Below are 19,505 nucleotides of genomic sequence, written 5' to 3'. Positions count from 1 at the left end.
TTAAGCTTTTTAAGAAGGCGCTACTTCATAGTTGAGTATCGCCTTTTTTTATACTCTATTTTTGACTGCTAATATTCTTGCTATATTAAGTACAATGTATTAAAACGCCATACTTGGAAAATCACGCATGAATTTTATGCCCAACATCAGACGAATTTATGCTCGAGACCCAACTGAGCCACATCGCGCTTCAACTACACTCGAGTTATTATTTGATTTGGTATATGTCATCGCCGTCTCTGCCGCGGCAGAAGGCTTTTATCATCGGTTGAGTGAACATGATTTAAGTGGGTTTATTACTTTTACTTTAGCATTTTTTATCTTATGGAATGCGTGGACCAGTTTCACTTGGTTTGGCTCAGGCTACGATCCCGACGATACGCCTTATCGTCTTTCCGTCTTAATGCAAATGTTTGGCTCGTTGTTGATAGCGGCCAATATTAGTCGGTTTTTTGATCAGGGCCTTATTTGGATAGGCGTCGCCGGTTACGCCATTATGCGCCTTGCAAGCTGTAGCCAGTGGTATCGGGTCTACAAACACTTACCTGAGCACAGACAAGTTGCTAGACGCAGTATCATTGGACTACTTGGCTTACAGGCCATGTGGATCAGCTGGCTGTTTTTACCGCCTGTACTACAAACGCCGGCACTTTTTGTCTTTGTCATCGCTGAGCTAATTATGCCTATTTGGGCTCGTGCTGAGCAATTTAATAATTGGCACCCTAGTCATTTAGCCGAGCGGTATGGGCTATTAACCATTATCGTATTGGGTGAAGGAATTCTAGGAGTAAGTGGCACCATCCGCTATTTATTAGCAGATCCTGCTTACAACGCCAGCGATATATTGGTCACAGGGTCAGGTATGGTAGCGCTTTTATTTGCATTATGGTGGCTGTACTTTAGCGTACCATTTGATGCTATTTTAAAAGAAGAGAGACGACGTCATGATTTGATTTCTTTTGGGTATGGACATTTTTTTATTTTCGCTTCACTAGCAGGTATTGGCAGCGCTTTAAACTTAGTCCCCGATGCGATGGATTATGCAGTCGAAGCCTCTGCTAAGTCAGTACACCATGCGGTAACGATGCCCTATGCTATGGGTATGGTAATGCTTCAACTGGCGGCATTTTTGGTTATCCTATGGGTGCTGCGCCGCCTGATCTGTCGCAGCTCGCAGTATAATATTCTGACGTTACTCATCGCTTTAGCTATCATTGGCATTAGCTTTTATGCCGTTGTACTCGGTCTGCCCATTACCTATGGCATTTGGCTTAGCGTACTTGCGCCTATCTTAATGACTTTCAACTTTAATCGAAGTCAAAGCGCCTTGCATTAAAGGGATATTAACGAAATAGTAATGGGCTAATAACGAGTTAAAGAGCAGCCCAAGTAATAAGAGCAATGAACAAGATAAATGAAAAAGATAGCACTTACGCTGTCTTTTTTTATGATAGCTGTTTTTTATTAGATTAAGACGACTTAATCCGCAAGCGGCTTGATTAGCTCAAAGCGAGGTATCTGCTTGCCATCTCGCTCTATGGTTTCGGTAAACATCTCTAGCGGGCGTACCCACACCCCATACTCACCATACAGACAGCGATAGACTACAAGATCTTCTTCTGTTTCAGAATGATGGGCGGTATGCAGCACCTGATATAGACTGCCCTTGTAATGGCGGTAGATACCTTGGGGCACGTGATGTTGATTCATAGCCGTTTCCTAACAAATTAGATTCATATCAATAGCATAGCCAGACTCTTTTAATTCCCTTGCAACCTGATATTTCCAAGCACCTTTATCGTCCATAGTTTCATATACCATACCTGATATATCATTAGGAATTTCTACAGTTTCTTTAACCAGTGCAACGACATTGTTACGACCGATTTTGCCAATAAGTAACCCATGTTCAAACACTACATTTTGTCTTGCTCTAGGTTTAAGATCATCCAAATCAGTCTTAACAGAACCAATATCGCATGGCGTATAAAGCACAATAGCAAAACCAACATCAGTATACTTTTCTAGCTTTTCAATAATGGTTGCACCCGAATTTGCTTGCTCATGCAAAATGATCGCTTCTAATTCTAGACGTTCTATAAACCTTGCGACATCAATTTTAGCTTCATTATCGCGACCATGTACAATAAAAACCTTAGAATTAGCTTCCATAGTTGTTGGTTCTGTTTTCTCTATCGTTTCTATTCTTTGTGCAAACAGCTTTGAATCTACTATAACAGCATCAATAAGACTTAAAGCTCTTTTATGCCCTCTTTCCCATGATTCTTTAAACCTAGCTCGATTGCTACTTCCACTAATAGAAATAATACCTGGCGTAAAACTAATTCTATCAAAACTTGCTATATGCTCTGTATTATCACCCAACAACTTTCTAGTTACGGTTTTAAACCTTATAGATAGGCCTTCTTGTTTATCATGGTTTTCATAAGTTAATTTTTGAAAATCCTGTTTTAGATTCTCAAGAATTTGAATTTCATTCATATTCTAACGTCCTATTAGTCTTTTAAAAGCACCTTAATGCTTATATAGTCATCTTTGACAAACAATCACATTAACCACGATAAATTTAAACAAGAATATGACGTGACCGCTAGCCCCGATTGCAGCGGATATACTGTGGCGATGAGTGAGCTGCGAGGGCTTAGCTTGGGGTGGCTCACGAAGTAAGAGACACTCCAAGCTTTAGCCATTCGCCTCACTTAGACCCACAGATAGTAGCAAAAAGCAGGAATAGCTACTATATACTGCTAAACAATACAGTATTAAGCCACCGTCACCCTAGCAAACGCCTTTTTGCCCGCTTGAATCACAACGGTTTGTCCTGAGGTTAAGCTAAAGCCTGCATGTACTTCTTCACCGTCGACTTTGACTGAGTTGCGTTTTAGCATGTCTTTGGCAGCGGCGTTGTTTTTGGCAAGTTCGGCTTGGTTTAGAATTTGGGTGATGAATAATGCATCTTGACCATCAGGAAGCTCAAGCGTTACTTCTGGTAGATCGACAGGCAGCTCACCATCCGCTAAGACGTTACCTGCTGACTTATGCGCGTTCTGGGCCGCCTCTTTGTCATGGAAACGCTCAATTAACTCTTCGGCTAGAATGCGTTTTATTTCTTGTGGATTACGTCCCGCTTCCATCTCTTTCATTAGCGCATCGACTTCATCCATCGGCTTAAAGCTCAAAAACTCATAATAGCGGCGGATAAGCGTATCTGGCATGGAGAGCAGCTTTTGATACATAGTACCCGGTGCATCATCGATAGCCACATAGTTACCTAACGACTTAGACATTTTATTGACGCCATCTAGCCCCTCTAAAATCGGTACGGTAATACATACTTGCGCCTCATGACCATAACGGCCTTGCAAGGTGCGACCCATTAATAGGTTAAAGGTTTGGTCAGTACCGCCCATCTCTACGTCCGCTTCGAGCGCTATAGAATCATACCCTTGCACTAATGGATACAAAAACTCATGAATCGCAATCGGGGTTTGCGCCGCATAGCGCTTTGCAAAGTCATCACGCTCAAGCATACGAGAGACGGTCAACTGGCTTGCCAACTGAATCATCTCGCCTGCGCTCATGTCATTAAACCACTGCGAGTTGAACACCACATGAGTTTTGTCTTTGTCTAAGATTTTAAATACTTGCTCGGCGTAGGTTTTGGCATTGGCCATGACCTGCTCATCAGTCAATGGCGGACGCGTTGCATTCTTACCAGAGGGATCACCAATTTTGGCAGTATAGTCGCCAATCAAAAAATAGATCTCATGGCCTAAATCTTGAAAATGCTTTAGCTTGTTGATCAATACCGTATGTCCCAAATGCAAATCTGGTGCGGTGGGGTCAAACCCTGCTTTGATTTTGAGTGGACGGCCTTGCTTTAACTTAGCAATCAAATCTTCTTCTGAAAGTATCTCGTGCGTCCCACGCTGAATGATGGCCAGTTGCTCGTCTATTGATAAGGCTTTGGCTGCTTGCTCTGATAACGCTGTACTCATGATTTCCTCTTTACGGGTCTTGAATTGATAACTTGAGTGGATAAGATGTTATGACGAATGATGTTAAGATGGACAAAGTATACTATAGTCAGTTTAATCTATCAGTCACTTTAGTATAATACCGCTAGAATCGCTACTTATAGTCAAAGAAGTCAAAGCTTAGTGAGGGTAACATCCTAACCGTTTAATCGTTCTCTGATTAGGGGCACGCCTTAGACTGGTATGTCTTCTTGTATATAATTTGATTTCTTGTTTATTTAACCTTTATTCAATATTTCAACTAGGTCTTTTCATGCCAAATATCTCCGAGCACGATGATGATTCGAACCCTGCAATTATGACAGATGACTTTAGTGAGGTGTTAAATCAGACGCTGTTTGAAAGCTTTGATACGGGTTATTATATTGGGATGATGTCTGGTACGAGTTTGGACGGTATGGATGCTGTCATAAGCCAGTTTGATGACAATGACTGTGAAAAAATCGTCGCCACTCACTCCAAAGACTTTCCCGATGACCTGCGTAGCGTATTATTAGCGCTTTGTCAGCCTAATGGAACGCAGCAGCTTGATCAATTAGATATTAGCACTATTGCACATCTTAAGCCTCAAAGTGAGCTTGAATGGTTTGGATGGGCTAGTAAGGCCTATGCTGAATTTGCTAGTACCGTGGTCGATGAGTTACTCAAAAGCTCAGGGTTCTCAGCAGAGTCAATCTTGGCCATTGGCTGCCATGGTCAAACGGTTCGCCATCGTCCGAATTTAGGCTTTAGCTTACAACTGGTAGACCCAAATATTATTGCTGAACGTACTGGCATTAGTGTCGTGTCTGACTTTCGTCGTAGAGACATGGCGGTGGGTGGCCAAGGCGCACCTCTAGCCCCTGCTTTTCATTTGGCTCAGTTTGCTGCTTCTGAAAATGCCAGTGACAATGACAATAATAGTAATAGTAACAGAGATAATGATAGTCATGACGACCTTATAGTGGTTAACCTTGGTGGTATAGCCAATATAAGCGTCTTGCCAGCAAAGCATAAAGATAAGGTTACTGGCTACGACACTGGACCTGCCAATATTTTGCTCGATGCTTGGTATCAAAGCAATCACCCTGATTCTGAAATACTATATGACGAGTCAGGCAGATGGGCACAGTCTGGTACTGTCAATACAGATCTACTCGCACAGCTAAAAGCTCATCCTTATTTTAGCCTTAGCACTCCTAAGAGTACAGGTCGAGAAGACTTCAACCTACCTTGGCTGACCGAACAACTTGAACAGTTTAGTCTTAACCAGTCGAACGTGGCTAATGTAGACACTCAGCAGCCTGTTGATACCGCCTCTGTACAGGCGACCTTAACCCAGCTTACCGCTGAAACTCTTTGCGAAGCGATTATTGCGGAACAAAAGCGATTACAATTGAAATCGGGCAATATCATAGTTTGCGGAGGTGGCGCTTATAATAAGACATTAATGCAAAGTATTGCTCAGCTACTGCCCCAATGGAAAGTCAGCACCAGTCAAGAGTTTGGGATAGCGCCGACTTGGGTAGAAGCCATGGCATTTGCGTGGTTGGCTCGCCAAACCATTATGGGTGAAACAGGTAACTTGCCTGCGGTTACTGGTGCCAATAAAGCTGTGGTATTGGGGCAGGTTTGTTTTGCTTAAACCAAACTCTTAAAGACTAGCCTAAAGACTGTACCCATTGCACTATTTGATGACTTGGCAAAGCACCAGACTGTCGGCCAATCTCTTTACCACCTTTGAACGCTACTAGGGTAGGCAGGCTGCGTATATTGTACGGCGCCGCAGCCTGTTCAAATTGATCTGTCTGTAGCTTAGTAAACACCACATTGGGCAGCTGTTTTGCCGCTTTCTCAAACTCAGGCGCCATCATATGGCAAGGCTGACACCAACTTGCCCAGAAATCAACAATAGTAAGTACATCGTTCTTTTGAATGGTTTTTGCTGCGGTTTGACTTGTTAAAACGACGGGAGCTGAGGTCAATAAAGTGTGTTTACATTTGCCGCACTGAGGCATCTCATTCAGACGCTCATTAGGAATACGGTTGGTGGCAGCACAATTAGGGCACACGAGATGTGATGAGGAAGTTGACATAGATATATCCTTGTTTATTCACAGTTAACTTTAGTCAATCAATCTTAACAGTGGTACAAGTCAAGCGTATGCAAGTACTACTAGCGTAGGTTAAGCGAGTTAAACGCTGTAACACTTTAAGAGTGGTTCGACTATATAATACTTTTATGACAGCAGGGCAATAAATTATCAAGCCCTCAACGGTTAAGTTATGAGCGTAGTATCTTTTTTATTTATCTAGAATGCTTAATTTATATGACTTAAGATGTGTTGCAAGCCAATAACTTATTTGACCCACAAATGCTGTTAGAATAGAGGTGTTTATACAAATTAATCTGACAAAATAATGGTCAATTATCTATTACTTTTTATATTATCTGTTCATCGCTTAACTGTTCAGCAATTAACTGCTTAGGAATAAACAGTTTATCAATCAACCGTTTATTTGTCGCTATTTGACGCTTTTGAAGGTCTGAGAACTTATGTCTCGCATACCCTCCCGCCTATTGCCGACATGGCTCACACAATATTCATCTGCCCATTTGTCGACTGATATTATTGCAGGATTGGTGGTGGGCGTATTGGTTATCCCCCAAAGTTTGGGCTACGCCGTACTGGCAGGCCTACCTCCTGAATACGGGCTGTATGCATCAATTGTACCTGTATTGGCTTACGCTTGGATTGGCTCTAGTAATGTGCAAGCAGTCGGTGCTGTGGCTATCACGGCCATTATGACAGCCAGTGGTCTACATGGATATGCTGAACCAGGAAGTGCTCAATATGCTTTATTAGCAAGCTTACTGGCAGGCATGATCGGTATCTTGCTATGGGTTGCAGGACGTTTAAAGCTTGGCTGGATTATGCAGTTTATCAGCCGCGGCGTCTCAGCCGGGTTTGTAAGTGGTGCAGCTGTTCTTATCTTTTTGAGTCAAATTAAGTATATAACAGATATTCCAATCGTTAGTACTACCCTACCCAACTCATTAACCTCATTAACCCAGCAGTGGCATCAGCTGCACGGACCTACATTGATACTGGGTTTGACCGCATTGGTATTATTCATACTCAATCGATATGCCAGTCATAAACTGTGGGGCTCGTGGCTCTCAGAGTCAAAAGCCAAATGGATGAGCCGTTTGTTCCCTCTATTGGTCGTCATTGTGGCCATTATTGCCAGCCATATCGGTGATTGGGGTAGCTATGGTATTCACATTATCGGGGATATTCCAAGCGGCCTACCGCGTATCGTATTGCCAGACGCAAGTTCGTTATCACAAGTTATTTCATTGCTTCCGACTGCTGGGTTGATGGCGCTTATTGCATTTGTATCAAGTAGTTCGGTGGCAAGTACTTATGCGCGTCTACGCGGAGAGTCGTTTGACGCTAATCAAGAGCTTAGAGGTCTGGGACTGGCAAATATGGCTGGCGGCCTGACTCAAAGCTTTCCTGTGGCTGGTGGGTTTTCGCGTACCGCCATCAATGTCGACTCTGGCGCTAGAACCCCATTAGCAAGCATCATCACTGTCGCCGTCATGGTGGCAACCTTACTCATATTAAGCAAGATCATAGCGCCTCTACCTTATGCCCTTTTAGGGGCTATGATTATGGCTTCCATCATTAGCCTCATTGATTTAAAAACCATTAAAGCCGCTTACCAAACTGATAAATTAGACGCCCTAAGCTACGTCGCAACCTTTGCTGGGGTACTGCTTTTTGGCTTAAACACAGGTTTGGTGGTCGGGATCATTGTGTCATTTGCTGGTCTTATATGGCAATCTAGCCAGCCACATATTGCTGTGGTTGGCCGATTGCTTGGTACTGAGCATTTTCGTAATATTAATCGTCACGACGTCATTACTTATGATAATTTGTTAATACTGCGTGTGGATGAGAGCTTATTCTTTGGTAACAGCGACTCGGTACATACCCAAATTCAAAATGCGTTGAATGCTTATCCAAAAGCACGCGATTTGGTGCTGATTATGTCCGCTGTCAACCATATTGATCTAACCGCTCAAGAGATGCTCATTACGCTAAATAGAGAGCTAATTGAGAAAGACAGACGCTTACATTACGCTGTGATCAAAGGGCCTATCATGGATGTTATTAAGCACACCCCTATCATCCAAGAGTTGTCCGGACGCGTATTTTTGAGCACAGTACAAGCAGTCACTTTGTTAACCGATGATGACCCTAAAAACGACATTATCCCAACCATTCAACAAAAAGAAGGCGAATAGAATAAAAGCCTGCTATTAGCAGTATAATTCAATAAAAACAATGAGATTGCTATTTATGGTGACAAGTGCGAGCATAGTTTAGGTGCGTATAATTAATGACTACTCACTGATCCTATGCTTTAATGACGCCACAAATTTTAAGTTAATCTTCCCTTATTTAAATAATAACTCAATACTTTAATAATAATGCTAAAAATATGACCGACTCTTTAACCATCTACAAACAAATATATCCTGTCCAGTGTCGTAAACTATTTGATCTAGGCTATCGCTCTATCATAAACGTCCGTCCTGATAACGAGGTACACAACCAGCCTGCAAGCGACACCTTGAATTCTGCCGCCGCGCAAGCGAACTTAGCGTATTGCTATATTCCTTTTGATGAAGAGCGGTTAAGCTGCGCCACTATTACGCGCTTTGCTGAGCAATATCATAAAATGCCAAAACCTATTATGTTATTTTGCGGATCAGGCGCACGGGCGAAATTGCTATATCAAAGCGCAATCATGCAAGGTTTGCTATAAGTACTGAATGAGAAGTACTGAATTAGAAGCACTGAATGAAAAGCTCTGAATGAAAAGCTCTGAATGAAAAGCACTGAATTAGAATTATAAAGCTAGAAACATTAAGCTAAAGACATCGAGCTAGAACATTCAGAAAAACCTTTTAGCTCAAAACCTTAAATCAAAAAATTTACCTACTCTCTATTATCAAACGATTAAAAGGACTAAACATATGGCACATCAAGTTAGTTTTACAGGGCAAATAACTCCAGAGCAAGTTCAAGAAATTGCCGACCAAGGCTTTAAAACCATTATTAATAACCGCCCAGATGGTGAAGCCCCAGACCAGCCAACCAGTGCTGATATAGAAGCGGCAGCCAAAAAATCAGGACTGGCTTATAAAGAAATATCATTTGCGGGTAGCGAGCTCAACATTCAGCATGTTGAAGACTTTGCCGATTATTTCAATGAAGCAGAACAGCCTATCTTAATGTTTTGTCGTACGGGCAATCGATCCAATGGCTTGTATGAAGCGGCTAGAAAAATGGACAAGCTTGACGACTAAACGTGTTTGATATATCTATCACAGACCTCTTTTAGCTGCGCCCGTCCAAAGTTTGGATGGGCGTTTGCTGCGGTGACCATTTCAATAACTACACTGGGCATTTTGGGTAGACTAAACGGTAATGGGTTATTGTCCTCATTCAGCAAGACCATATCTCCAATGCTACATTTGGCAACAACCGTAATCCCTTGACCAACCATTACCAAGCTTTTTATCGCGCCAACGCTATTGGTGCTACAAACAATTTGGCTCGCAATATTTATTTGACTCAATCCTTGTACCGCCGCATGATGAAAATGACAACTTTCATCAAACAACACTAAAGGTACACACTTTTTTTCCTTATATATAGTATTCAAACTTTCACGATTGCCGTTAAACGCCCACACACCTTGAGCTTCATCTATAAAATGTCCTGCTTCCTTAGCAGAACCTCTTGATACAATCGCTATATCTAATTCATTCGCGGCAATCAGTTCTCGTAATCTTAAAGAGTTATGACAACTGACAATGACAGGCATATCCGGCATTACTTGTTGGATAAGTGCTAATACGCTTGGCAAAATGTTTTCAACATAGTCATCAGGACATCCCAACCGTAGCGGACGTATTACATTTTTGCTTTCTCGCATTTGGCGCATGGCATCATCATAAAGGCTAATAATATGCCTTGCATAACTAAGAAAAAACTTACCATCTTCGGTCAGTTCTAACCATCGCCCAGATTGAGTAAATAATGTTTTGCCCATCTGCTCTGACAGTTTATTCATTTTTTGACTCACCGCACTTTGGCTACGATGCACTTGCATTGCCGCCTTTGTATAGCTACCTGTCTCAACCACCGCTATAAAACACCGTATGGCTTCTATATCCATATTAGCTCTTCTTAATTTTCGGTTTATTAACGCTTGATCTATCAACTTTAGCACACTTAAATAGGTTAAATGGCTTACGCCCCTTAATTTTACTTATAGGTCATATCAGAATTTTGCGTTTGTTAAGTGTTAAATAAAATAGACATACTGTCCCTACATTCAAACTGACTAAAAGAGCGTTTCACTATGAGTAATCCCTTACTTATCATTGGCAACAAAAACTATTCCTCCTGGTCATTACGTGGTTGGCTACTACTAAAAGGGTTTGATATCCAGTTTGACGAACAGCTTATCCAATTATTCGATGATTCAAATAAACCTGTACTTGATAAATACTCGGCCACTCGTAAAGTGCCTATATTGGTAATAAATAAAGATGACGCTAGCCATCAAGATATTAGTAGCCAGATTGCCATTACTGACAGTCTCGCTATAGGCTTGTTCGCTAATGATTATTTGACTGATTTAGATATTTGGTCAGGGCTGAATAGGGCGGATATGGATAAAGCTGATTTGAATCTCAAAGACAGTACACAACAAAAACAACGCGCTTTTTGCCAAAGTATCGTCAGCGAAATGCACTCAAGCTTTATGGGGGTGCGTAATGAGATGCCGATGAATATTCGAGCTATAGCAAAAATTAAGCCTAGTGAGGCATGTCTGGCAGACTTAGAGCGTATCGAAGATATTTTTCAACAATGCCTACACCATAACGCTTTATCTGAATCTGAGGGTAGCTATTTGTTTGGTAGATTTACTATTGCCGATGCGTTTTATGCCCCTGTCGTGTTGCGCCTAAAAACCTACATGGATAACTCTGGGATAAACTTGCGAGCGACGACCAAACAATATATGAAGGTTATGCTCAATAATCCGCATATACAGAGCTGGATAGAGGATGCTTTGCAAGAGATTCGTGTTATTGAGAAAGATGAGGCGGGTGAGATATTAAGTTTTGAGGGAGTTTTGGGAGGTTAAATATAATTTTTTGACTCTATATAAGGGAGACTTACAACATTATCGAGTTTATTGCATAGATAAAAACTCTAAATAACCCTTTTTAAATAGCTTAATCTAGTGTGCTCAATACACCTATCACAGACTATAGGCAAATCCGGATGACTTAGTAGTTAAGCACTAATACTTACAGCTAACCTCGCCTCACAGGTGCGGTTTAGCCTTGACAGGAGCGGTATCCTGCTGACGACAATGGCGTTGCAGACTGTGGCTAGAGGCAGTATCGAGGCAACAGTAATGCCTCTGGCCACGATAGTCTGCACGCCATTGACAATGCAGATACAAGCGGATGGCGAGACAAGCTACAAAAAAACCACCCAAGCTTGTTATAGCAAAGGTGGTTTTTGATTCATTTAAGTTGTTATCAAAAGCTTATTGCATTACTAGGTATTCATAAGCAGATAGCGCCGCTTTTGACCCCTCGCCCATCGCAATGTTGATTTGCTTAAATGGCACGGTCGTCACGTCACCGGCTGCGAAGATACCTCTGCGATCCGTCTTACACGCTTCGTCAATTTCAATCTCGCCAAAGCGGTTTACATCCACAAACCCTTTGATAAAGTCTGAGTTTGGCACCAAACCAATCTGTACGAATACCGCCGATAAATCCTGCTCTTTGGTTTCACCAGAGCTGCGGTCTTGATAGACTATTGATTTGACTTTACCATCAGCCGCTTTAATCTCTTGAGTGGCAGCCGAGGTAATAATGCTAATATTACTCGTCTCTTTAGCTTTATTTATCAGTACCTGATCCGCCTTTAAGTCATCTGCGAATTCAAATACGGTAACGTTTTTCACGATACCTGCTAAGTCTAGCGCCGCTTCGATACCTGAGTTACCCCCACCGACGACGGCAATGTCTTTACCTTTAAAGAATGGCCCATCACAGTGTGGGCAGTAGGCCACGCCACTACCGATGTTTTCTTCTTCACCTGGTACGCCAAGCTTACGCCACTGGGCACCTGTCGCGATAATGATACTGCGGGTTTCAAACTGCTCGCCGGTGTTTAAGTGAATGTTATAGTTTTCATCTTGCGTTTCACTCAGCTCTTTGACACTCACATGCTCTTTGACAGTTATCTCATACTCAGCAAGATGTTTTTCAAAGTTAGCCGACAGCTCACTACCTGTGGTTAGGGGTACTGAAATCAAGTTCTCAATACTTTGAGTGTCTTTAACTTGACCGCCAATTCGATCTGCGACGATAGTCACTTTAAGACCCTTACGTGCACTATAAATAGCTGAGGCTACCCCTGCTGGGCCACCACCAATCACGGTGACATCTTGACGCTCTAACTGCTCAGCATCGTCTGCAGCAGACAGTAGGTCTGGGTATTCTTGTTGTAGTTTGTCAATAATACGTGCGGTATCAACTTTACCATTTAAGAATGGTTTGCCGTTTAAGAAGACAGCAGGAACACCTTGAATATTGTTGGCTTCTACTTGCTCTTGGAACAAGCCACCATCAATCATCTCATTACTAATACCATCGTTTAATAGCGCAAACTGGTTTAATGCCTGCACCACTTCTGGACAGTTATGACAAGATAGCGACACATACGTTTGGAATTTGAGCGGGTGTGCAATACGCTTCACCATGCTTTGGATACTTTCATCAAGCTTTAAGGTATGACCGCCCGCTTGAAGAATAGCCAATATTAAAGACGTGAACTCATGACCGCCTGGAATACCGCTAAATACGATACCTGTTTCTACAGTGCTGCCTTCATCTTCGGTGGTTATTTTAAAGCTAATTGGACTAGGTAAGGTGTCATCCGTATTAATTTCATCAAAATTAATTTTGTCAGTCGTCCCTGCGATTTTGCTCAAAAAATCAACCAGTTCCGCTTTTTTTTCATGCTCACCTTGTCCAATAACAAAACTAATCGGACGGGTCATGTTTTCACTATAGCTTTTCACAGCATCTAATAAACTTTGGTCTAACATTTGTGGCTCCTAATTTTTTTAGTTCTTAATTCACAATCTAGTCATTTGTTAAAATAAAGCATGAAGTATCAGAGCGTTATTCATTATTTTAATGGTCTGATAACCACAAGTCTTGTTTAAACTAAATATGAATCACTAAAGAAGGTATGTCTATTTTATCGGACAGCTTTAATGCAGCTATCTTTGCTATGCCACTATTATCATGCTTATTAGTCAAAAGCTCAAACAGGAAAACTCAAATTCTATGATTTATAAAACTAAACTTACAATGTTTAACGTTTTATATTTCAAAACAATGAGTGCTTATTGAATAGATCGTATAGACTCTTTAATACTGATTGTTTTACGTGCTAGGTTGTCACGCCGTATTGCTATGTATGCAGCATTTACTTTTTAAGATGGTTTTTAGTGTTGATTTTGGGTACAATTTATAGCAGATTCATAAGAATTATAGTGTTGTATTTAACCTGTGGATGCGTGCTGTTATGGCTTAGCCATAGAGTATCGACATCTGTATTCATTAAGAAATCAATAATAAGGATTCGTCTATGTTTCATGAACATCGTGATTTAATTACTGAGCTTAAGCAATCTGATACGCATTTCCAAAAAATGTTTAAAGAGCATAATGATTTAGATACAGAAATCAATAAGCTTGAAAATGATGTTGTAAAGTCAACAAGCCGCGAAAACGAAATTGATGAAATGAAACGTCGTAAACTGTCTCTTAAAGATGAGATTGGTCGTTATTTAGATGAAAAAAGCCATGAAAATAAATAATATGACGTTTGAGCGTCTTTTTATTTGAGCGCTTAATACCAAAAGTTTGATATACATCTAAAGCTCAGTTCTTAAGAATTGGGCTTTTTTATTTAAATCAGGCGTTAAGCCTTGAATACCATACAAACGCCTATATAGTCTTATAAGATAAGAAGACTGTTTGTAAGCGGGTTATTAGGGTCTGTTAAACCTATGGGCCAACTCATTACGTTATACTTTTAGAGCTTCGCCCATGCAGAATAATTTGCTCATAATCTAAAAACCTATCATTTCATTTACTTTTCACTTACGTTTGTTAACGTGTAGCATGATAGGTGAGCATACTTATTACCCTATTTTTTGTGTTAATATAGCCTTAATAACCTGACATCAGATCTTTTATCAGATTTTTTATTTGGTCTTTCACATACTTTTAACGTCTTCTCTATAGAATAATTATTCAAATATCTAATTTTGATTATCACAAAATAATCTAATCTACTTAGTCTAGGGATGCGACTCCCTTTACGCTTACACATAAAATATAAATAACTAAAACGGTACGCTATGTCCTGGAATGATCCAAACGCTAAACAAGAAGCTCAAAACTATGATAACCCGATTCCTAGCCGGTTGCTTATTATGCAAACGCTTGGGGAAAAGGGAGAGCTTACACACAAACAGCTCGCTGAAACTTTTGATATCGACAATGAAGATCAGTTTGATGCTTTAGGCAATCGACTAAAAGCGATGACCCGTGATGGTCAGATTAATCGTGAAGGTAGGCCTAATAAGTATCGCGCTGTAACCAAAGATGATGTCGTTAGCGGCGATGTATCAGCGCACGCTAAGGGCTTTGGTTTTGTTGTGTTGAATGACATGCCAGATTTGTTTTTGCACGAAAAGCAAATGCGCTGGGTATTTAACGGCGATACGGTCGATGCAATTGCCACCTCAACCGACAATCGCGGGCGTATGGAAGGCCGTATTGTGGACGTGACCGAGCGTCAACAAACCCAGTTTATTGGTACACTTGAGCACGATGAAGAAGGCTATACGGTTAGTCTTGCCAGCCCCAATAATCATCAACCAATTACGGTAACGGCCGAAAATATAGACGGTGTGTCAGCGAAGCCTGGTATGCCAGTCAAAGTTGATATCATCGATTGGCCAAACCAGCACGAATTTGCGACAGGTAAAATTGTCGAGGTGATGGACGATGATAACGACCGTGAAGTGATCATCGAAACCACATTACTGAACTACGATATCCCGCATGAATTTAGTAAAAGCGCTTTAAAGCAGGCCAATAGCTATAGTGAACCTACTGAAAAAGAAATCAAAGGTCGTACCGACATTCGTCATTTACCGATGGTAACGATTGATGGTGAAGATTCACGCGATTTTGATGACGCCGTATATGCTGAAAAACGCTCAGGAGGCAACTTTAGAGTGGTTGTGGCTATTGCAGATGTTAGTCATTATGTGACGCCAAACTCTGCTTTAGATCATGAAGCTTTTGAGCGGGGTACTTCGGTATATTTCCCGCATCATGTGGTGCCGATGTTGCCTGAGGTTTTATCAAATGGACTGTGCTCATTAAACCCAGACGTTGACCGTTTGTGTATGGTGGCAGATATTAAACTGTCTCGTGCTGGTAATATCACAGGTTATGAATTCTACCCCTCTGTCATGCACTCCAAAGCGCGTTTGACTTACAATCAAGTGAATAGTTATTTTGATGGCGATATGGACAACGTTCCTGACTCGCTTACGGGCAATAAAGACGTTAAAAAGTCTATCGATAACATGCACCAGTTGTATAAAGCATTGGTTAAAAAACGCGAACAGCGCAATGCTATGGAGTTTGAAACCCCTGAAACGTATATTAAGTTTAATGAAGAAGGTGGTATTGATGCGATTGTACCTCGTACCCGTGGCGATTCGCACAAACTTATTGAAGAGTTAATGTTACTTGCCAACACTTGCGCGGCAAACTTTGCGCTGAAGCATGAGTTGCCTGTTCTATATCGCAACCATGATAAGCCGGATGCTGAAAAGTCGCGTATGGTACATGAATACGCCAAAAACTTCGGTATAAGCTTCCCAGAAGAGAACCCAACTCAGGCTGACTTCAAACGCTTTATAGAAGCCACCAAAGAGCGTCCAGATGCCGTTAGTATTCACAGTATGCTACTTCGCTCCATGATGCAGGCGAACTACTCGCCTGATAATATTGGACACTTTGGACTGGCCTACGATGAGTATTCGCACTTTACCTCGCCCATTCGTCGTTATCCTGACTTGATGCTGCACCGTGCTATTAAATCAAAAGTAACTGGTAAAAAGCAGCCAGTTATGGACTTTACACTAGAAGAAGCAGGACAACAAACTTCTGAAACAGAACGCCGCGCAGAAAAAGCCTCACGCTTTGTCGAAAGCTGGCTTAAGTGTCACTATATGAAAGATCATGTGGGCGAAGAGTTTGATGGTGTGGTGACGGCCGTTACCAGCTTTGGTTTGTTTGTGAATTTAACCGAGCTATTTATTGATGGTTTGGTGCATATCTCAAACGTTGGTGATGATTACTTCGTTTATGATGAAAAGCAGCAGCAGCTTATCGGTAAAGATAAAGGCAACCTCTTTGGACTTGGTGACATGGTACGAATCAAAGTCGCTGGGGTAAATATGGACTTATTGCAGATTGACTTTGATTTGGTGGCTAAGCTTAAAGCCAGTGCCATGAATCAATCTAAAAAGGATGGCAAAGCCAAGACTAATTCTGCGCAGTCGGCTGGTGATAAAAAACCTGCACGTCGACGTAGCGGACGAAGCAGGAATAAAGCCAAACCTAAAAGCTAATAAGTATTGTTGAGTATAGTTAAGTATTTACTTATAGACCTATAACTTAATCTCAACTTTATACCTATTATGATGTTCATTGTAATAATGTTAGAATGATACTTAGGTAGACAAATTGCTACTTATTGTTATCAGTTCCAATCAATGACAGTGATGTGAGTCATAACATTGAGCTCAGATATGAGATTAAAGTTATATTAAGTCTTATAAAGAGTAAGATAACAGATGATGCTTAAGTCTCCTACATGACATTCGGCGTTTAAATAAATAATATTTGACTAAACGCTGTTTTATTAATAAGAAAGTTAACCACATAAAAGGAATTATATAATGACAGTTGCTAAGAATATTGAAGTCAGCAGTACCTCAACCAAAAGCTTTGAAGATGCCATTCAAAAAGGTATCGCTCAAGTTTCAAAGACAGTAAATAATGTCCAAGGCGCTTGGGTTAAAGAACAGAAAGTCGGTGTATCTGACGGAAATATCAGCTCATACCATGTGATCATGATTGTAAGCTTTGTGATCGATGGCAGTGAAGATATGGGTTAATCGCCTAATTTAGTTTTTTATTTTATAATCGCTTTTCTATTTTAGACTCAATTATTTTAGAAGGTTATGAAAAGTGAAGAGAAAATACCGCTATCTAAGATAGCGGTATTTTTTATTCTCTTTTTCTAAGCTAACGTTAACTCCGCGCTGATGGGCAAATGATCGGACAATTCAGACCAAGGCTTACCCTTATGCACCCAAGCGCGTTTCACCTTTAAGTTACGAACGTAAATACGATCTAAGCTAAGGATTGGCATACGGGCAGGAAAGGTAGGTAACAATTTATGATGTAGGTGCATGAATACTTCTGTCATATTTAGTTCAACAGCAAGTTGTTCACACGAGTTCTTTTTCCAATCATTAAAGTCACCCGCTAATATAAGCGGCATGTCATCATCAATTAAATCGCTGTCATTCACGTAGTCCGCAATGGCTTTGTATTGTTTCTGTCTATCAATTTCAAGCAAGTTCAGATGGGCACACAGAACAATTACGGGCTGCTCCCATCCCTCTGGGTGTACCTCACAATGTAAGACACCGCGCTGCTCAAGCTTATTGACCGTTATATTCACATTATGCTTCGGATCAAGCGGATGACGACTAAGCACAGCGTTACCGTGGTGCCCATGATTATATTCAGAGTTTTTACCGTAGCTTTGCTGGCAATCTAAAAACTCGCCGAACCACTCATGCTGCGACTGATTTGGATATTCGTTGTACTTAACCATACGCTTTAAATTCTGACCCTGTACTTCTTGTAAACAAAGGATATCAGGGTTGTGCTCACGCAATGCCGCACCAATCTTTTGAGTAACCACTTGACGGTTCAAAGGCGACATACCTTTATGAATGTTATAGCTGGTGATGGTAATACTTTTCATAAAAATATAAATCCAATTATTAGGTCTTATCCCTATGTGGTTAATGACTATTTATGCATAAATCGTTTTAGGAATGCTCATTTTGAATAAGTGTTATGAAGGTAAGTTATAATCCCTTTTGATTCAAACATTTTTGTATTGGTGTTTGGGTCGATGAGATACGGTACTTGAATTTTACCATTCATTACTTCTTGCATAATGCGCTCACGCTTACCGCCTTTGACGGGCTTGTACTCTCCCATACCCAAGCGTGTACTGGGGCTACCAATATCTTGTAACTGCTCGCGGGCCACGTTATGGTTGATATAGCTAATTTCAAGCGCGCTTAATTGTTCTCGTACCAATCGGCAAAAAGGACTCGCTTCAAAGCCATATAATTCTAAGAGCTGTTCAGGCTTTCCTCGTGCTCTATTATTCTGCGCTTGATAAGCTTTCATCCCACGCAGCATCGATACCATACTTGCAGCAGAGTTTAATACACCTGCACCCCCTACTAACTTACTTGGTTCAAATTTGCTCGGTGTGCGTCCCTCTTTACTATAGTGCGCAAACAAATAATCAATAATCTCTTGAGATTCTAAAAGTCCCTCACCCGTATTTTCATCTATCAGATAGGGCACTTGCGTCTTCCCCGTCTTAGCTTGTAGCTCATCTCGATACACATGCCCGCCATGAGGACTAGGACGGCTTTCATAATCAAGATTAAGATGGGTCATTACTTCACGTACTCGCCTGCAAAAGGGGCAGGCTTCAAATTCATAAAGTATCAATGATTTCTCAGGTTGTAGAGGATGAGCGGTACCCATCATTCCTAAACCCACGCGCATAAATGTAGATAGCAGCGCTTGGGAGCTCTTTATACTGTGGCCTATTTTATTATTTGGTATAAGCATGTTGAGCCCTCTATATAAGTTTTATTTATTATGGTGTACTTATTAATTGATAGTGTACTTCTTAATCATTATTCAATTTGTCAATTAATGTTTATCAATTCATAACTATATATTGTGCAATGAATGTTTTGGCTCATAGCTATTGTTTGATTTTTGAATAGACAATCATCTTTATCAATATATTTTTAGTCCACAACCTGTACAAAAATATACAATTATTGACTTTATTAAAATTTAATTAAACGTTCATACTATGATTAGTAATACTTTTAAATTATAAATATTAAAACTGATTACGCGTTT

General features: G+C 40.9%; 18 protein-coding genes. 10 read left to right on the top strand and 8 right to left on the bottom strand.

Features of this window, described 5'->3' with window-relative positions; all coding sequences use genetic code 11:
- The first annotated feature begins 127 nt into the window (after window positions 1-127).
- Window positions 128-1,336, top strand: coding sequence for a low temperature requirement protein A (locus AC21OH_RS11975; RefSeq protein ID WP_487370155.1), 1,209 nt, complete (start codon window positions 128-130; stop codon window positions 1,334-1,336).
- Window positions 1,337-1,479: 143 nt separating this feature from the next.
- Here the strand turns inward: AC21OH_RS11975 and AC21OH_RS11970 are convergent, their stop codons facing one another.
- The 3 genes from AC21OH_RS11970 to tyrS all read right to left on the bottom strand — a co-directional run bounded on the left by AC21OH_RS11970 (window position 1,480) and on the right by tyrS (window position 4,019).
- The gene (locus AC21OH_RS11970) at window positions 1,480-1,710 is read right to left on the bottom strand and encodes a DUF1653 domain-containing protein (protein WP_487370156.1); all 231 of its coding nucleotides are present in this window, start codon (window positions 1,708-1,710) and stop codon (window positions 1,480-1,482) included.
- A gap of 9 nt (window positions 1,711-1,719) precedes the next feature.
- Window positions 1,720-2,502: a TIR domain-containing protein gene (locus AC21OH_RS11965; protein WP_487370157.1), complete on the bottom strand. Its 783-nt coding sequence runs from the start codon at window positions 2,500-2,502 to the stop codon at window positions 1,720-1,722.
- Window positions 2,503-2,783: 281 nt separating this feature from the next.
- On the bottom strand, window positions 2,784-4,019 hold the full coding sequence (tyrS, locus tag AC21OH_RS11960) for a tyrosine--tRNA ligase (protein WP_487370158.1): 1,236 nt from the start codon (window positions 4,017-4,019) through the stop codon (window positions 2,784-2,786).
- Window positions 4,020-4,311: 292 nt separating this feature from the next.
- Here tyrS and AC21OH_RS11955 point away from each other — a divergent pair, with 292 nt between their 5' ends.
- Entirely contained in the window at window positions 4,312-5,682 is a 1,371-nt protein-coding gene (locus tag AC21OH_RS11955) for an anhydro-N-acetylmuramic acid kinase (protein WP_487370159.1), read from the top strand.
- A gap of 16 nt (window positions 5,683-5,698) precedes the next feature.
- Here AC21OH_RS11955 and trxC read toward each other — a convergent pair whose 3' ends face one another.
- Window positions 5,699-6,133: a thioredoxin TrxC gene (gene trxC, locus AC21OH_RS11950; protein WP_487370161.1), complete on the bottom strand. Its 435-nt coding sequence runs from the start codon at window positions 6,131-6,133 to the stop codon at window positions 5,699-5,701.
- Window positions 6,134-6,594: 461 nt separating this feature from the next.
- Between trxC and AC21OH_RS11945 the strand changes: the two genes are divergently transcribed.
- From AC21OH_RS11945 to AC21OH_RS11935, 3 genes are all read left to right on the top strand, one after another.
- Window positions 6,595-8,352, top strand: a complete 1,758-nt coding sequence (locus AC21OH_RS11945; RefSeq protein ID WP_487370162.1) for a SulP family inorganic anion transporter — start codon at window positions 6,595-6,597, stop codon at window positions 8,350-8,352.
- Between the two features lie 197 nt (window positions 8,353-8,549).
- Window positions 8,550-8,876, top strand: a complete 327-nt coding sequence (locus AC21OH_RS11940) for a protein tyrosine phosphatase family protein (RefSeq protein WP_487370163.1) — start codon at window positions 8,550-8,552, stop codon at window positions 8,874-8,876.
- Between the two features lie 211 nt (window positions 8,877-9,087).
- Window positions 9,088-9,420 carry a protein tyrosine phosphatase family protein gene (locus AC21OH_RS11935; protein WP_487370164.1) on the top strand — a complete coding sequence of 111 codons (333 nt, stop codon included), beginning with the start codon at window positions 9,088-9,090 and terminating at the stop codon, window positions 9,418-9,420.
- Here AC21OH_RS11935 and AC21OH_RS11930 read toward each other — a convergent pair.
- Window positions 9,417-10,295, bottom strand: coding sequence for a LysR family transcriptional regulator (locus AC21OH_RS11930; protein ID WP_487370165.1), 879 nt, complete (start codon window positions 10,293-10,295; stop codon window positions 9,417-9,419). The genes AC21OH_RS11935 and AC21OH_RS11930 overlap by 4 nt on opposite strands.
- Window positions 10,296-10,481: 186 nt before the next feature.
- Between AC21OH_RS11930 and AC21OH_RS11925 the strand changes: the two genes are divergently transcribed.
- Together AC21OH_RS11925 and AC21OH_RS11920 are read left to right on the top strand one after the other, a co-directional pair.
- On the top strand, window positions 10,482-11,273 hold the full coding sequence (locus AC21OH_RS11925; RefSeq protein ID WP_487370166.1) for a glutathione S-transferase: 792 nt from the start codon (window positions 10,482-10,484) through the stop codon (window positions 11,271-11,273).
- Window positions 11,274-11,504: 231 nt separating this feature from the next.
- Window positions 11,505-11,660 (top strand): hypothetical protein, encoded by a 156-nt coding sequence (locus AC21OH_RS11920; protein WP_487370167.1) that lies wholly within the window; start codon window positions 11,505-11,507, stop codon window positions 11,658-11,660.
- Window positions 11,661-11,684: 24 nt separating this feature from the next.
- Here the strand turns inward: AC21OH_RS11920 and ahpF are convergent, their stop codons facing one another.
- Window positions 11,685-13,259 (bottom strand): alkyl hydroperoxide reductase subunit F, encoded by a 1,575-nt coding sequence (gene ahpF, locus AC21OH_RS11915; protein ID WP_487370168.1) that lies wholly within the window; start codon window positions 13,257-13,259, stop codon window positions 11,685-11,687.
- A 548-nt stretch (window positions 13,260-13,807) separates the two neighbouring features.
- On the opposite strand from ahpF, the gene AC21OH_RS11910 reads away from it, so the two are divergent.
- From AC21OH_RS11910 to AC21OH_RS11900, 3 genes are all read left to right on the top strand, one after another.
- On the top strand, window positions 13,808-14,038 hold the full coding sequence (locus tag AC21OH_RS11910) for an HP1242/YdcH family protein (RefSeq protein ID WP_486535114.1): 231 nt from the start codon (window positions 13,808-13,810) through the stop codon (window positions 14,036-14,038).
- Window positions 14,039-14,584: 546 nt separating this feature from the next.
- Window positions 14,585-16,879 carry a ribonuclease R gene (gene rnr, locus AC21OH_RS11905; RefSeq protein ID WP_487370169.1) on the top strand — a complete coding sequence of 765 codons (2,295 nt, stop codon included), beginning with the start codon at window positions 14,585-14,587 and terminating at the stop codon, window positions 16,877-16,879.
- 330 nt (window positions 16,880-17,209) lie between these two features.
- On the top strand, window positions 17,210-17,428 hold the full coding sequence (locus AC21OH_RS11900) for a dodecin family protein (protein ID WP_486535116.1): 219 nt from the start codon (window positions 17,210-17,212) through the stop codon (window positions 17,426-17,428).
- A gap of 125 nt (window positions 17,429-17,553) precedes the next feature.
- Here the strand turns inward: AC21OH_RS11900 and AC21OH_RS11895 are convergent, their stop codons facing one another.
- Together AC21OH_RS11895 and AC21OH_RS11890 are read right to left on the bottom strand one after the other, a co-directional pair.
- Entirely contained in the window at window positions 17,554-18,309 is a 756-nt protein-coding gene (locus AC21OH_RS11895; protein ID WP_487370170.1) for an endonuclease/exonuclease/phosphatase family protein, read from the bottom strand.
- A gap of 77 nt (window positions 18,310-18,386) precedes the next feature.
- The gene (locus tag AC21OH_RS11890; RefSeq protein WP_487370171.1) at window positions 18,387-19,202 is read right to left on the bottom strand and encodes a glutathione S-transferase N-terminal domain-containing protein; all 816 of its coding nucleotides are present in this window, start codon (window positions 19,200-19,202) and stop codon (window positions 18,387-18,389) included.
- Window positions 19,203-19,505 lie beyond the last annotated feature (303 nt).

Source organism: Psychrobacter sp. CX10 (assembly GCF_057621575.2).
This window is presented reverse-complemented; position numbering and strand designations above follow the sequence as displayed.